Annotated in this window: 13 protein-coding genes; 7 read left to right on the top strand and 6 right to left on the bottom strand. The window is 55.7% G+C overall.

Annotation, left to right across the window (positions count from 1 at the left end):
- Positions 1-5: 5 nt before the first annotated feature.
- A complete protein-coding gene (speA, locus tag ABD890_RS15370; RefSeq protein ID WP_345091359.1) occupies positions 6-1910 on the bottom strand; it encodes a biosynthetic arginine decarboxylase in 1905 nt (634 codons plus the stop codon).
- A 147-nt stretch (positions 1911-2057) separates the two neighbouring features.
- Here speA and ABD890_RS15365 point away from each other — a divergent pair, with 147 nt between their 5' ends.
- The 3 genes from ABD890_RS15365 (at position 2058) to ABD890_RS15355 (ending at position 4844) form a co-directional block, all read left to right on the top strand.
- Positions 2058-2945 (top strand): hypothetical protein, encoded by an 888-nt coding sequence (locus tag ABD890_RS15365; protein WP_345091356.1) that lies wholly within the window; start codon positions 2058-2060, stop codon positions 2943-2945.
- Between the two features lie 492 nt (positions 2946-3437).
- Entirely contained in the window at positions 3438-4382 is a 945-nt protein-coding gene (locus ABD890_RS15360) for a DUF1559 family PulG-like putative transporter (protein WP_345091353.1), read from the top strand.
- 51 nt (positions 4383-4433) lie between these two features.
- On the top strand, positions 4434-4844 hold the full coding sequence (locus ABD890_RS15355) for a hypothetical protein (RefSeq protein ID WP_345091350.1): 411 nt from the start codon (positions 4434-4436) through the stop codon (positions 4842-4844).
- Between the two features lie 10 nt (positions 4845-4854).
- On the opposite strand, the gene ABD890_RS15350 is transcribed toward ABD890_RS15355, so the two are convergent.
- Positions 4855-5448 (bottom strand): hypothetical protein, encoded by a 594-nt coding sequence (locus ABD890_RS15350; protein WP_345091348.1) that lies wholly within the window; start codon positions 5446-5448, stop codon positions 4855-4857.
- 190 nt (positions 5449-5638) lie between these two features.
- On the opposite strand from ABD890_RS15350, the gene ABD890_RS15345 reads away from it, so the two are divergent.
- From ABD890_RS15345 to ABD890_RS15330, 4 genes are all read left to right on the top strand, one after another.
- Positions 5639-6586, top strand: a complete 948-nt coding sequence (locus ABD890_RS15345) for a helix-turn-helix domain-containing protein (protein ID WP_345091344.1) — start codon at positions 5639-5641, stop codon at positions 6584-6586.
- 332 nt (positions 6587-6918) lie between these two features.
- Positions 6919-7833, top strand: a complete 915-nt coding sequence (locus ABD890_RS15340) for a DUF1559 family PulG-like putative transporter (protein ID WP_345091341.1) — start codon at positions 6919-6921, stop codon at positions 7831-7833.
- Positions 7834-8325 (top strand): hypothetical protein, encoded by a 492-nt coding sequence (locus ABD890_RS15335; protein ID WP_345091339.1) that lies wholly within the window; start codon positions 7834-7836, stop codon positions 8323-8325. It abuts the gene before it with no gap.
- 100 nt (positions 8326-8425) lie between these two features.
- Positions 8426-9571, top strand: a complete 1146-nt coding sequence (locus tag ABD890_RS15330; protein WP_345091337.1) for a TlpA family protein disulfide reductase — start codon at positions 8426-8428, stop codon at positions 9569-9571.
- A gap of 113 nt (positions 9572-9684) precedes the next feature.
- Here ABD890_RS15330 and ABD890_RS15325 read toward each other — a convergent pair whose 3' ends face one another.
- From ABD890_RS15325 to ABD890_RS15310, 4 genes are all read right to left on the bottom strand, one after another.
- Complete coding sequence (locus ABD890_RS15325) at positions 9685-10110, bottom strand: contact-dependent growth inhibition system immunity protein (protein WP_345091334.1); 426 nt, start codon at positions 10108-10110, stop codon at positions 9685-9687.
- 154 nt (positions 10111-10264) lie between these two features.
- Complete coding sequence (locus ABD890_RS15320) at positions 10265-10735, bottom strand: carboxypeptidase-like regulatory domain-containing protein (RefSeq protein ID WP_345091331.1); 471 nt, start codon at positions 10733-10735, stop codon at positions 10265-10267.
- A 102-nt stretch (positions 10736-10837) separates the two neighbouring features.
- On the bottom strand, positions 10838-11812 hold the full coding sequence (locus ABD890_RS15315; protein WP_345091328.1) for a DUF1559 family PulG-like putative transporter: 975 nt from the start codon (positions 11810-11812) through the stop codon (positions 10838-10840).
- Positions 11813-12530: 718 nt separating this feature from the next.
- Entirely contained in the window at positions 12531-13310 is a 780-nt protein-coding gene (locus ABD890_RS15310; RefSeq protein WP_345091324.1) for a hypothetical protein, read from the bottom strand.
- Positions 13311-13433: the final 123 nt, after the last annotated feature.

Raw genomic sequence — 13433 nt, 5'->3', positions numbered from 1 at the left:
TCGGCTTACTCGAGGTAGGTATAACCTCGCAGCCCCGATTCGTAGAACTTCATAATCGTGCCGGCGTCTTTCTGTTCGATGGCACCGCGTTTGATCGATTGCTCGACGCTTCGCTGCATCTGGCGAGTCAGTTCTTCTTCGTTGAACTGCATGTAGTGCAATACTTCCTGAACGGTGTCACCCTTGATAATGTGGGTGAAGGAAGGCTCGCCCTGGTCGTCGAGTTCCACGTGCACCGCATTGGTGTCGCCGAACAAGTTGTGCAGGTCGCCCAGCACTTCCTGGTAAGCACCCACCAGAAACGCCGCCATGTAATAAGGTTCGCCGTCGTAACGGTGGAGCTGCAGCGTTCGCTTGACGTGGCGACGATCGATGAATTGATCGATCTTGCCATCGCTGTCGCAGGTAATATCGCCAATCACCGCATGTCGCTGCGGTTCTTCGTTCAGCCGATGGATCGGCATGATCGGGAACAACTGGTTGATCGCCCAGTTGTCTGGCAGCGACTGAAACAGCGAGAAGTTGCAGAAGTAGGTATCGCACAGCATGCGATCCAAACCTTCGAACTCTTCTGGCACGTGATCCAGTTCCGAGATCAGACCGCGGATCTTGAAGCAAAGGTTCCAGTACAGCGTTTCGGCCTCACTGCGTTCTTCCAGCGTCAAGTTGCCGTTGCCAAACATCGATAACGCCATATCGAGCGCCATTTGAGCATCGTGGAAGCTTTCCAGCACGGTGCGTGGGCTAACCGATGCGTAGGCTTCCTTCAGGTCGCGAAGTGGCGTCGGCGTATCTTCGTCGATCTCTTGCTTCAGCTCGCCCAAGCCTTGCTCCGCGACGCCCAGCGTGCCGAATACCAGCACGCTATGGAACGCGACCACCGCACGTCCACTTTCCGACAGCAAGTGTGGATGCGGGACTTCGGCTTCGTTGCAGATCGATTGAACGTGCGACACAACGTCGCGAGCATATTCTTCCAGCGTGTAGTTCATGCTGGAATGGAAGTCGGTCTGCGAACCATCGTAGTCGACGCCCAGCCCACCACCGACGTCCAAGTACTTCAGCCCGGCGCCGCGTTTGACGAGGTCGACGTAGATTCGGGCCGCTTCGATCAAGGCCGTCTTCACGTAGCGGATGTTGCTGACCTGGCTTCCCTGGTGATAGTGCAGCAGTTGGAAGCAATCTTCCATGCCGCGCGACTTCAGTTCGTCGAGGGCTCGCAGCACTTCAGTTACGGTCAGACCAAACTTGCTGTGATAGCCACCGCTGGCCGACCAGCGTCCCTTACCGCGCGAGGCAAGCTTCACGCGGAAACCAATCTTCGGACGAACGCCAATTTCTTCGGCGGTCTTCAAGATCAAGGCCAACTCGGTGTACTTCTCGACAACCGGAATAATGGTGCGGCCGAGCTTCTGGCCGTACATGGCGATTTCGATGTACTCGGTATCTTTGAAGCCATTGCAGATGATCGGCGTCGCTTCGTCGGTCATCGCGATCACGGCCAGAAGTTCCGGCTTGCTACCAGCTTCCAAACCAAAGCCGTAAGGGCGACCATAGTCGAGCACTTCTTCGACAACGTGCCGCTGTTGATTCACCTTGATCGGGTAGATGCAGGAATACTTGTTCTGGTATTCGTATTCGGTGATGGCCGAGGCGAAAGCGTTATTGATGTCTTGCAGACGGTTCTGCAGGATCTCGCTGAATCGCAGCAAGATCGGCAGGTCGACACCACGAGCCTCGAGGCGGTCGACAACCATCTTCAGATCAATTCCCTTCTCTGGCGACTTGGAAGGGTGCACCATGACGTGCCCGTCGCTATTGATGCTGAAGTAGTTCTTCCCCCAACGATCGACTTCGTACAGTTCGGTCGAGTCGGCGGCAGACCACCGGTTGCCATTCTCTTTCAGCATGAGTTCCACTCTCCTGAGGCGTGTAGAACATAAAAACGGGCCGCGAGCTCTTCCACAGGGAAACAGTTCTCCCTATCGGTTGCAATCGTTCGCGATGAAAGAGATGATTTTAGAACAAATTCCCACCCTAACGGAAGGAACCCAAGGATGAATCTGGAAGTTCGCTGGCAAGAAAGTACGTGGACAAGTTGCTTGCACGCGGCCCAGATCCTGTCGGAACAGCGGCCACCAGGGGTCCCCGACATGGTGGTCGAGTCGATGCAACCGGTCGTCGACCGACTGATTAACGTCCTCAAGACGGCTGGCGTTCCCCTCAAACCGTTCTGGCGGCACGCTTTGCCACTTTCGGCGCAGCTCACCGGGAAACATGAGCTCGCTGGCGTGATTCTCCGCAAGACACGAGGTCTCGAGTACGAAAACGGTGGCACTGCCGAGCACCTGACAGCAATCTTCACCGATCTCTCGCATGCCTATCACACGGCCATGCCAAAGGCGGAAGAGGAATTGCCGCTGCGACGTCGACCTCTGCGAGAAGCCTGGGAAGCTCGCGGCCCAGGCCTGCTGCATTTTCTACAACGGGTTTTGCCGGAAGCTTTTCTGCCAGAGAGTGCCGACGTCATCCTCATCCTGCCTTTCTCCGGCGGACGAGGCACGGCCCATCTCGACTACAATAGCGTTCGAGTCGAAGCGGTTCTGTACGATCCTTACCCACAATTGCCCGAGGTGGCCCGGCTCGGTTGGCTTTTCTCGCAGTTGAATCTCGATCTACCAAAATACAGCGAGAACATCGCACGCGATCGTTTGCCGATGGTGGCTCGGCTCGCCACATTGCCAGGCATTCTCTATGCGGCTGAAGAAGTCGAACTGGTTCGCCCCGGCACCGTTTCATTGGCCGATGCTCTTAAGCTTTGGCAAGTCGCGCGGGAAGGGCACGAAGCATTGGCGGAAATCGTTCAACAGTGGTGGCAAGTTCAAGAGGCGCGGCAGGCTCCCTGGCCGGTTGCCCTGACCGCCTTGGACCGAATGCTAGGCTAGCGCAATTCGGGCTTAGCAATTTCGTTGCGACTTGAACACGAGTTGCCGACGATCGCTTTGAACGCCGATTCGTGGCGACGTATCTCGCTCGGAACAACCTCTCTTTCAGCCAGTCCAAAATCGCCTAACGGAACCATCTTCCTCCTTAGTCGTTTTCGACCTCGAAGAACGAATCCCGCAGTCCTACCAAGACCTTACCACCCACTCTAGCGGAAAGAAATAAGGATCGAATCCACCATGTTTGTTAGCTCTTCGATCGTCCCGGGTCACTCCCTTCTCGTGGTTCATACCCCCAAGATGTTGAGCAGGTCCCCCGTAGATGCCGTGAATGCAGGTAGCAATTCCCTAAAATACTCCACATAGGGGATATCACCTCAGACTTCACCGTTCATTAACACAGCTGCCTGTGAAATAGCTCATGGCCTGCGCAGTTTTCGACGCCTACCATTGACTTTGCGAAATATTTCTTAGTCTTTTTTAGGACGCGCGGTCATGCGTACTCATTCTCGTCTCGGTTTCACCCTGGTTGAACTGCTGGTGGTGATTGCAATTATCGGTGTATTGATCGCCCTTCTGCTACCAGCGGTGCAGCAGGCTCGCGAAGCGGCACGTCGTATGTCGTGCAGCAACAACCTGAAGCAAATCGGGATCGCGATGCACACCTATCACGACACCCACCTGAAGTTCCCTCCTGGTTACTTCCAGACACTGGGCTACGAAGTTCGACCTTTTAACACTTCGGGACATCAGTTCCGTTACTGCTATGCCCGCAGCATCCTGCCTTACATGGAACAACAGGCCCTGTGGGAACAACTGGACGCCGGTCAGAAGATCAACCAAGGTTCGTGGCAGATTGATGCGGCCCGGACGGTTGTCCAAGGCTACATGTGCCCATCGGATGGCGCCGGCCCGAAGGTTTCCAAAGAAGGTTTCGGCGGTAACTACCTCGGCGTGCATGGTAACTCCCGTTACTACGATCAGGGTGGTAACGCCGACGAACGGATGAACGGCATGTTCTTCGCGTTGTCGAAGGTGCGGATGGGTGACGTGACCGACGGCACCAGCCACACGTTGCTGGTCAGCGAAATCAACTTGATCCCGGAAGGTGGTGTCGACGCTTCGGTCACCGATCGTCGCGGGATGTACAACATGTGCTACACCGGAAACGCCACGATCTCGGCCAACGTCACTCCGAACTCGCCAACCCCAGACGTCCAAGAGGCAGGCCGTTTCGTGAACAACGACCAGTACGCCCCGGCCGTCAGCGCTGGTTCTGGCGGCGTCTATGCGACTTATGCTCGCAGCCACCACCCAGGCGGTGTTCAGGCTTTGAAGGTCGATGGTTCGGTGAGCTTCGTTGCAGAAACGATCGACAGCGTCATCTGGCGAGCGGCGGCGACTCGCGACGGTGGCGAAGTCACTGCTGGCCTGCAATAAGCAGCTCGGCCCTCGGAACTTATTCCATTTATTCTCGCGCGGTTGGTAAAAATGAAACTGAATTTTCTCGCGGCGACAGGCATGCTGGTCGCCGCTTGTTTGCTCGTTGGATGCGGTACTGCCGGTGACGGCCTAAATCGTTTCCAGGTTGCTGGTACCGTTACCTTCGATGGCAAGCCGATCGAAGAAGGCAAGCTGGTTCTGCTGCCGGCGACCGGCGAAGTCGGCTCCGGCCCAACCCAGGTTATCCCAATCGTCGATGGCCAGTTCGATGGCGACTCGACACCCGGCATGAAGCGGGTCGAGTTCTACGCAAGTTGGCCGAACGGCAAGATGATCACGCTGGAAGATGGCCGTCAGGTCCCCGATTCGGCGACGCTTCCTCCAGAATGCAACGTGCACAGCAAGCACGAACTCGATGTCAAACCGGAAGCCAACACTGGCCTTAGCTGGGAGCTCTAAGCTTCCGCTATTACTCCGGAATCGCACGTGTGAGGGGCTCTGACACTAACTTGCCGAGCTCCTTCGCGGTGCTATCTTCCAAAAACAACAGGATTGCGGACTGCCCGTTGTCCAACGCATAGAAATGCTGGTTGGGCTTCTCCAGATCGCCCATCACGTAGTTGACCACCATCGGATCGGCCCAGTCGTCGTCTACCTCGACATCCCACGTCTGAGGCTGGCCATCCAGGCGATACTTCAGCCAGGCCTGACCTTCTTCCAGATCGACAAAGTCTTCGATCTCGGTGATACGCTCGCTCTGCCCAGCCAGCGATGCAAGATTCTGGACGATCGGCACATAGCTGCCGGTACCGGTGATGCACTCGGTATCGAAGTTCCAGACGTCCTGGCTGATCCGGCGACCGTACGGCCTTTCCTCGGCTTCAATCCCCAGCACAAACAGCAGCAGCGAATAAGGGTCAGCCTCGAAGCTGGCCTGATCAAACGAGACCAACAGGTCGTCGACCGTGATCCCTTCGGCCAGCTCGATCCCAAGTTTCTGCAGTGTTTCGAGTTGCTGCGTCAGCGTAGGCGACTGCTGCTTACGATGGATGAAACCAGACATAATCCCTCGTGGATAGCTTTGATGTGGTATTCGACAGGCATCGACGCCACTCATCTTTGGCCGATCAACCCCGCCATGGGAAGTCCTTCAGAGGAAATCTTCGGCGATTTTATCCCCTGCTGAAAGCGAGCCGGTAGCTATAATAACACCTTTGTTCAAGAAATCGATTTACCTCGAATATCTTGTTCGTATGAGCGCACTGAACCAAATCCTGTCGAAACGTCCCAAGCTATCGATGAGCGTCGATAGCTGGGAGATGTATCGCACTACGCCCAATTGGATGCGTGAGAGGATGTTGGCGGTCAATCATTTTCAGGACGACGTGGTTGGATTCGAGATCGCGGAAGTCCTGCTCTCCGAGGCGATCGACGATGGCGACGCGGCCGACCAGCACTTGCTCTCGTTGCTGGTAAACAGTGCCGCGACAAGCCCACTGGAACTCGACATGGGGTTCGGCAGGTACCTGCGTCCCAACGAACCCGGCAACATGATTTTGACCTCGGCAGGCGTCTCGACCGAAATCAAAGGCAAAGGGCCATTCCACAGCATCACCTTCTACATCGACAAAGATGCCCTCAACTCGCGGGCCAGTCGCCTATTGGGGGAAGAGTTCAAGTCGCTCGACGTACTGCACAGCAACTTCTTCCGTGACGATGCTCTGGAAGTGCTGATGAAGCGTTTGCTCCATCAATACCAGGCCTCTCCGGCGGCTGGTCAGCGGATGACGGCTGGCGATGTGGTCGACGACATCGTCCGGCGTCTGTTGGTCATCTCGAAGCACAAGCTGCCGAACGTTCGCAAACGAGATCGCCTGCGGCCTGATTCGATTCAGCGTGCCCTCGATTTCATGCACGCTCACTTCGCCGACGATCTTTCCCGCGATCAAATCGCCGGTGTCGCCGGCGTCGATCCGTGTCACTTCACAAGGCTATTCCGCCAAACCATGGGGGAAACGCCCAAGCGTTATCTGTTGAAGATCCGCATCGACCACGCCAAGCAACTGCTGCGATATGGGAGTATGGATCTGAGCATGACCGAGATCGCTCAGCAGTGCGGTTTCTATAGCCCGTCCCATCTTGGGCGAGAATTCCGCCGCCAGGTCGGCACCACGCCGAATCTCTATCGAACGTACTCTTAGCCCCTCCCACTGGCTCGGTTCGCAGGCAAGTTGCATCGAAACTATTCGGATGCCTGCCTACGGTTTGGGCAAAAGGCCCGCAATCTCTCTTCGGCGGCCGCCAACCAATTTCAACCGGCGCATCTTTTGTGATATCGATTTAGTGGTTCGGTTCTCCGCAGTGGTGCTCCGGCGGCTACCACGCTCTTCGCAAGCAATTCCATTTCAAGCACTTACGACAACACCCAATTGGGGTTACGCCGCCTGCCAGCAGCTTCCCGGCACTGACTTTGCTTGCTGGTAACTACAATTCTTTCATACATCCCTTCCCATATTTTTCTTTTGGAGCATCCATGAAAAAGCGTGGTTTTACCCTGGTAGAGCTCCTGGTCGTCATCGCGATCATCGGAGTCCTCATCGCCCTTCTCTTGCCTGCCGTGCAACAGGCCCGCGAAGCTGCTCGCCGCATGCAATGCACCAACAACATGAAGCAGATCGGGCTCGCCCTTCACAACTATCACGACACCCAGGGCGCGCTGCCACGTCAGTTGCCGAACCTGGTGACACCTTACACGCCGATCAACATCGCCCTGGCTCCGTTCATGGAACAAGGCAACATCGAGGCCGACTACGTCCACACCGATTGGTTTTTCAACTCCCCCAATGACTACCTGAAAGACAAACGCCCCGATGCGTTCCGCTGCCCGACGACGCCAGACGGAGACGCCCCGCTCGCACTGACCGGCTGGCAGACCTCCGATTACAACTACATGACGCACTACGTCATCTACGCTTCGCCGACGTCGGCTTCTAGCTTGACTGGCAATGGACCTTTCCGTACCTGGATGCCATTCCGCAAGATCACCGATGGCCTGTCGAACTCGCTCTTCGTTTTCGAAGCCGCCGGTAAGAACCATATCTACATTCATGAAACGCGGATGCCTGATTCCTATGAAACGACGCTGAACTGGGGCAAGTCGCTCGATGCAAATTTCTCGGTTGGCTGGCTCGGCCTTTCGCAAGGCTACACCTTGATGCCGACGACTTGGATCTTGAACTCGACCGAGACCGCGCTGCAAAGCTATGTGAACACCGGCAACTGCATCAACAACTCGAACCTGCTGGGACGTGCTTACAGCTTCCACCCAGGCGGCATGAACGGTCTGCTTGGCGATGGCTCGGTGCGATTCATTCCGGAATACATCGACTTCGATACTTCGGTTCGTCTGTCCGATCCAGCCGACGGTCAGGTTCTAGGAGAGTTCTAAATGCCTCAGGTATTGAACACACGCCCAAACACCATCGCGGTCGGTCTGCTTCTATTGGCACTGGGAACCTCCGGTTGTTACTCGTCGAGCAACTGGCAGGAGCGAACCTATCCCGTCACCGGCACCGTCACGATCAACGGTCAGAAAGCAGAGAACGCGTTTGTCGTTCTTTATTCCAGCGAAGGCAAGGTCGACGTCCGTGGCTCGCAGCCATGGGCAATTGTCGAAGCGGATGGCACCTTCCGCATGACGACCTATGAACGAGGCGACGGCGCTCCGGTCGGCACGTACGACCTGACCCTTTACTGGCCCAAGAGCCCGATGGGGGATCGAGCCGATCGTTTGAAGGGAGCTTACTCCTCGCCTGACAAAGCGGTGATGAGTGTCACGGTCGAACGTGGCACGAACGAACTGCCGCCGATCGAACTGGAGAACATTCCAGTGCTTCCGCCTGCCACAGGTCCGTCCGGCAATCCGCTTGACGTGAACTAAGAATTCGACTCTGCGCAGCAAACCACTAACAGACTTCGCGATTCCGAAGCGTTCGCTGCGCGGGCCTTCCACCCCCTTAGACGTTTCCAAAAAGAAAACCATGAATCAGAAACTGACTGCCTGGCTGCTTTGCCTGGCTTCGCTTCTCACGGTGAGCACTTCCTACGCAGCCGAAGACTCGGCCGATGCGCCGAACGCCAAAGAGAAACCGATCTCCAGCCAAAAGCTCGATCGCGAACTCGGCTCGATCCGCGGACAGATGTTCAACGTCGAAGGCGAAACCCTGGAAGATCGCCAGAATGCCTTTCGCGAGAAGCTCGCTGAAGCGTTTGTGAAGGTCGATGACTACCTCGCAGAACCGCAGCCCGAGGCCAACCAGATCCAGCTCTACAAGTTCAAGACCGAACTATTTCGCTATGGCGTCCGGCTGAGTGTTCCTCAATCTGGCGAAAAGCTGGAAGCGTTACTCGCGGAGTTGAAGGCCTCGGAACTGGCCTCCCTGCGAGAAGTGGCTCGTCGCGAAGGCCTGATGTACGCACTCGATTCGTTCAGCACTTCCCCGCCGGAACGTCAGCAACAACTACTCAGCGATTCGGTCGAATACGTCACGTCGCTCGAGCCCAACTCGGAAACCAACCTGACCATGATGACGATCAGTCGACAGATCAGCACCAGCAAGGTTCCACACGAGACCGCGCTGGCACACCAACAGTTTGCCGAGCATCTGGCCAAGTCGGACGACGAGAAATTGAAGGCGGCCGCCGAGAAACTGCGTGCGACCGGGCTTCGCTTGGACCTGCCTGGCAAGCCACTCGAACTGACCGGCACTACCATCGCCGGTGAAACGTTCGACCTGAAAGACCTGCAAGGCAAAGTTGTCCTGGTCGACTTCTGGGCAACCTGGTGTGGTCCTTGTATCGCCGAGTTCCCGAAGATGAAGGAGCTTTACGTCAAACACCACGACGCAGGCTTCGAGATCGTCGGCATCAGCCTCGACGACAATCACGAACACCTGGTGAAGTACATGGAGATCAATCCGGTTCCATGGACCATCCTGCACGAAGCCTTGAAGGAAGGTGATCGCGGCTGGGATCATCCTGCGGCGAAAAAATATGGCATCAGTGCCATTCCCTGCATGCTGTTGATTGGCCGCGATGGCAACGTAATCACGACCCATGCCCGGGGCGAAGAACTCGAACAACTGATGGAAACGCTGTTCCCCGAAGAATCGACTTCGCAGTCGTAGCTTTCGGCGACCATTCCGAAGTCCCCTATTCTGAGCCCGACCGGAAGATCAGGAACTGCCTCCCTGACTTTCTGCCGGGCTCAGTGTTTGCGCGGTCTTCTTTGGCAACACGACTAAGGTTGCACGAACGCCGGAGCATTCGACAAGTTTTCGCGCACCAGGCTGGCATCCGCTTCATCTAACGTCGGAAGCATCTCATTCGTCCTGGCAACAATCGCCCGCAGTACCTCGCTCGCGTCGCTATGCCTCTTCCAGTGGCTCTCTGGAACCTTCAGCACCACGCCCAACAAGTCTCCAGGATAGAGTTCAGCCTCAAGTAGCGGATCGACTTGCAGTCTCTCCAAAGCGAGCGGCACCAGGAACGGCAAGCTGACTTGTTGGCTGAGCATCACTCGCAAGTCTTCATCCGTGAAGTCCGACAGCGGAACGCGGCGCAGTCGGTGGCACGTTCGCATGATGTAAGTGTCGCCGCTCGACTCTCCCCAGTCGTTTTGTTCGAGCTCTTGCAGGCTCTTCTGGCGGTCGAAATTTATCATCATGCGTCTATCGCTATCTCGCTGAAACCGGCCTAGGAAGCGAATTTCCCCGTGTCGCTCCTCTTGCATGATATGCGATAGACATCGCGCATGAAAAAAGGCTCGCCAGTTAGCAAGCCTTTTGGATTGTTACACTACCTTCGTCGACCGAAAGACGTTACGCCTTCGAGGTCAGGTCGAAGTTGAAGGTGTTCTCGCCTGGTACCACGTCGGCTTCGAGTTCGCTCTTAGTGTTGTAGCGAGCAGGAATTCTTGGTTTGCCTGACTTGAACCTGGTGGGCCGATTCGGTGCGCGTCCATCGGGATCCGCTTCAGCTTCGCTTGGTTCTTCATCGGCGTCTTCTTCGCTCGGGGCGATTTCAACGCGGTTGTGACCAATCTTCGTTCCCCGCGTATCGCGGATGTAGGTCAGCTCGTAATTACCATTCGCGTCGGTTCGACCACGGGCAGGTCGACCATCATCTGGCTGGAAGACAACGACAATGCCACTTAGCGGGGCACCATCGAACGTGACAGTTCCGGTGACCTGACCGAGCTCCGGTTGATCGCTAGGACCACCACAGCCAGACAGAGTCAGAAGCACCACCGACAAGGCCACCACCAGGTAACCAGCTTGAATTGATTTCACGGTACAACTCCGATTGGGGCTCAAGTGTCATGGATTCCTTGGCTTGGCAGCCGAGTCGCCCTACCGTTGGCGACGCGGCTCGTTCGTTATCGCGACTTCGATTTAGAAGGCGCCCAGGACTTCGCCCTCGTTGCGAGTGCTCAGCCCCTGGTAGGTCGACATGTTCATGTTTTCCGAAAGGAAGCGGACGCTGCCGTCTCCCATCAGAAAGTGAGCTCCGCCTGGATGCCAGCTACCGGCAGCTTCTTCGGCACCACCATTGATTGGGTCGTTGCCTTCCGCGGCGATCAGGTACTCGGTCATCTCATAAGGTGGATTGCCGTCGGCACCGTTCGAGAAGATCGCGCGTCGGTCGCAGCCACCACCAAAGTGCCCCATCGCATCGCCACCGGTGTCTGGGACTTCGCTAACAAAGATCGTATTGGAAAGTCCGTCGCGCACGTCCGCGAAGCGGGTCTTGCTGTCGACGTAGAAGATACCGTTGCCATTCGCGCAACCCCACGCATTGGTCCGCATGTCGGTCAGGTCGAGGACACCAGTGCATTTGCAGTCGTCGTTGCCATTACCGATGCGGGTACCCATGTTGCCGTTGTAGTTGGATGGCTGATAACCATTCTTCTGCGTATTGTTGCTGACGTCTTCCTGCGAAGGACACCAGAACACGTTGACAATCGTTTCTTTCACAACCAGTGGCTTACCAGAACTTTGGCTGCCCAATTCATTGCCGAAACCGTCCGAACCTTGAATTGCTTCGTAAAGGTTCTTTTGTTCGAGGTAAGGCAGAATGTTTGCGTGCCAGGTCCAACCATGACCGCTGTAGTTGGTACCGGACGAGTTCGGCATCCCTTGGTTACCTGCCGACAAGCTCAGATACGTGTCGTGATAGTTGTGAAGTGCCAGGCCGATCTGCTTCAGGTTGTTCTGGCAGTGCATTCGTCGAGCAGCTTCTCGTGCCTGTTGGACAGCCGGCAGAAGCAGCGAAATCAAAACGCCGATGATGGCGATCACCACCAAAAGCTCGACCAGGGTGAAGCCACGTCGGCCAGGATTAACGATCGTTGACGTTGGACGGCTCATCTCAAACAACTCTAAATCAATACAGGGAACATTGATTGAAAACATCAAGTTTTCAGGCTCGCGACTCAAAACCTTGCCGCGTTGACGGGGATAATAGAACGGCCATGTTTCCGTGTGCCCAGGGTCATTTCCCGCAGCCTTTGGACAATTCATCGAAACTAAACAAAGGTGCTTTTTCCCCAGTTCTAACAGGGACCAATGGCTCGCACATGAGAGATTCTCTTGCGCAAAAGCGAGGCACCAGAATGGCCACTGCGAACCCCCGCTACGTCTGAATTCCGAGGCAAACTCGCTCAACTCCTCGGCAAATCAAGGGTTCTTAACAATAAACGCCATCTTTAGAATTGCCTACCCAAAGAGGTATTCGGCTCGTACCGAAAGCACCAACCAGGCAACTTCAGTGAAGCCCCCCAAACCCGATGAACCCTGTCGCGATTGAGCCCAACAGGCAGCACTTCGCCGCGCCCGACACGGCTAGAGATAGAGGTTATTGGAAGACTGTCTGCCTGCCTCACACAGGCGATCGTATGCCGCGAAAAGATTCTCAAGAAACTCGGAACTGGTTCGAGCAAGTACATCAACCGATGATCGCCAAATTGACAACCAACACTACCCGACGCATTGCTTCGCTGCTGATTTGGTCCTCGCCATGGTCGCACCAAGTCGCGCCATACCATCGTGCTCTTATCTCCCACAGGAGAAGGCTGCCTTTGGATTGTCATTCATCGTGCTCAACAGGCATGATCCTTATGTCTTTTGGTTGATGCCTTAGAAGGTCCATGTGGTCGTTCACATCTTTCATGGAAGCAAATGGCCCAGAAAACATACTCCCATCCACTGTGCTGTCGGTGAACTCGAAATAGAAGCCTTCTAGCGTTCTCAACGTGGCTACCTCGTAGACGAGCTCGTTCCACACCCATTCGACACGGCTCTCAACTTCGCAGTTGAGGGGACGTTTGGGATTGCAAGCTTTGTGTGTGAATGCCTCCGTCGGTGCTTGTGGAACTTCGGGGTTGTCGTGGGCAATCATCTGAATCGCCCTCGCACTCTGATCCCAGACCAACACCCGTGCGACTTCAAGATGGTTCTTTTCCTGTGGAAACATATAGGCACCGAGCACCAGGGCAGCCTTTCCCGGTGTTGCCTGCTCAACAACGCCCATTGCTGCCCAGATCAATCGTGCCAAAGCCCCTCCACCACATGTCGCAGACCTGTGATTCCACGGCTCCCACACAAACTCATCCATCTGTTTCAAGTCTGCTGCCAAGGGGTCGTCAAGCACATCACAAAGAAACTGTAAACTTCGTAGGACAACACCCCCATGCTCACCCTCTTTGCTCAAATAAAGACGGACGACGCCCAAAGCCCACTGCACGCACCCTCTGGGGTCAACATGCGCCAGATACTTCGTCATGCCAAAGGCCCAACCGTGACAGGCTGGATTGGTCGAGGCGATCAAGGATTGACGTGCCAGTGGGTGCAAGGGCAATGATGCCATTGGTTACTCTCCGATGACTCTTACCAACACGTGCTTCGGACTGCGACCGTCGAACGCGCCGTGAGAGAATTGTTCGCAAGGCCGAAGTCCAGCTATCATTCGGTGATGACTACAGATTTCCCG

Origin of the sequence: Bremerella cremea, from assembly GCF_039541315.1 — a bacterium.
Lineage (GTDB): Bacteria > Planctomycetota > Planctomycetia > Pirellulales > Pirellulaceae > Bremerella > Bremerella cremea.
This window is presented reverse-complemented; position numbering and strand designations above follow the sequence as displayed.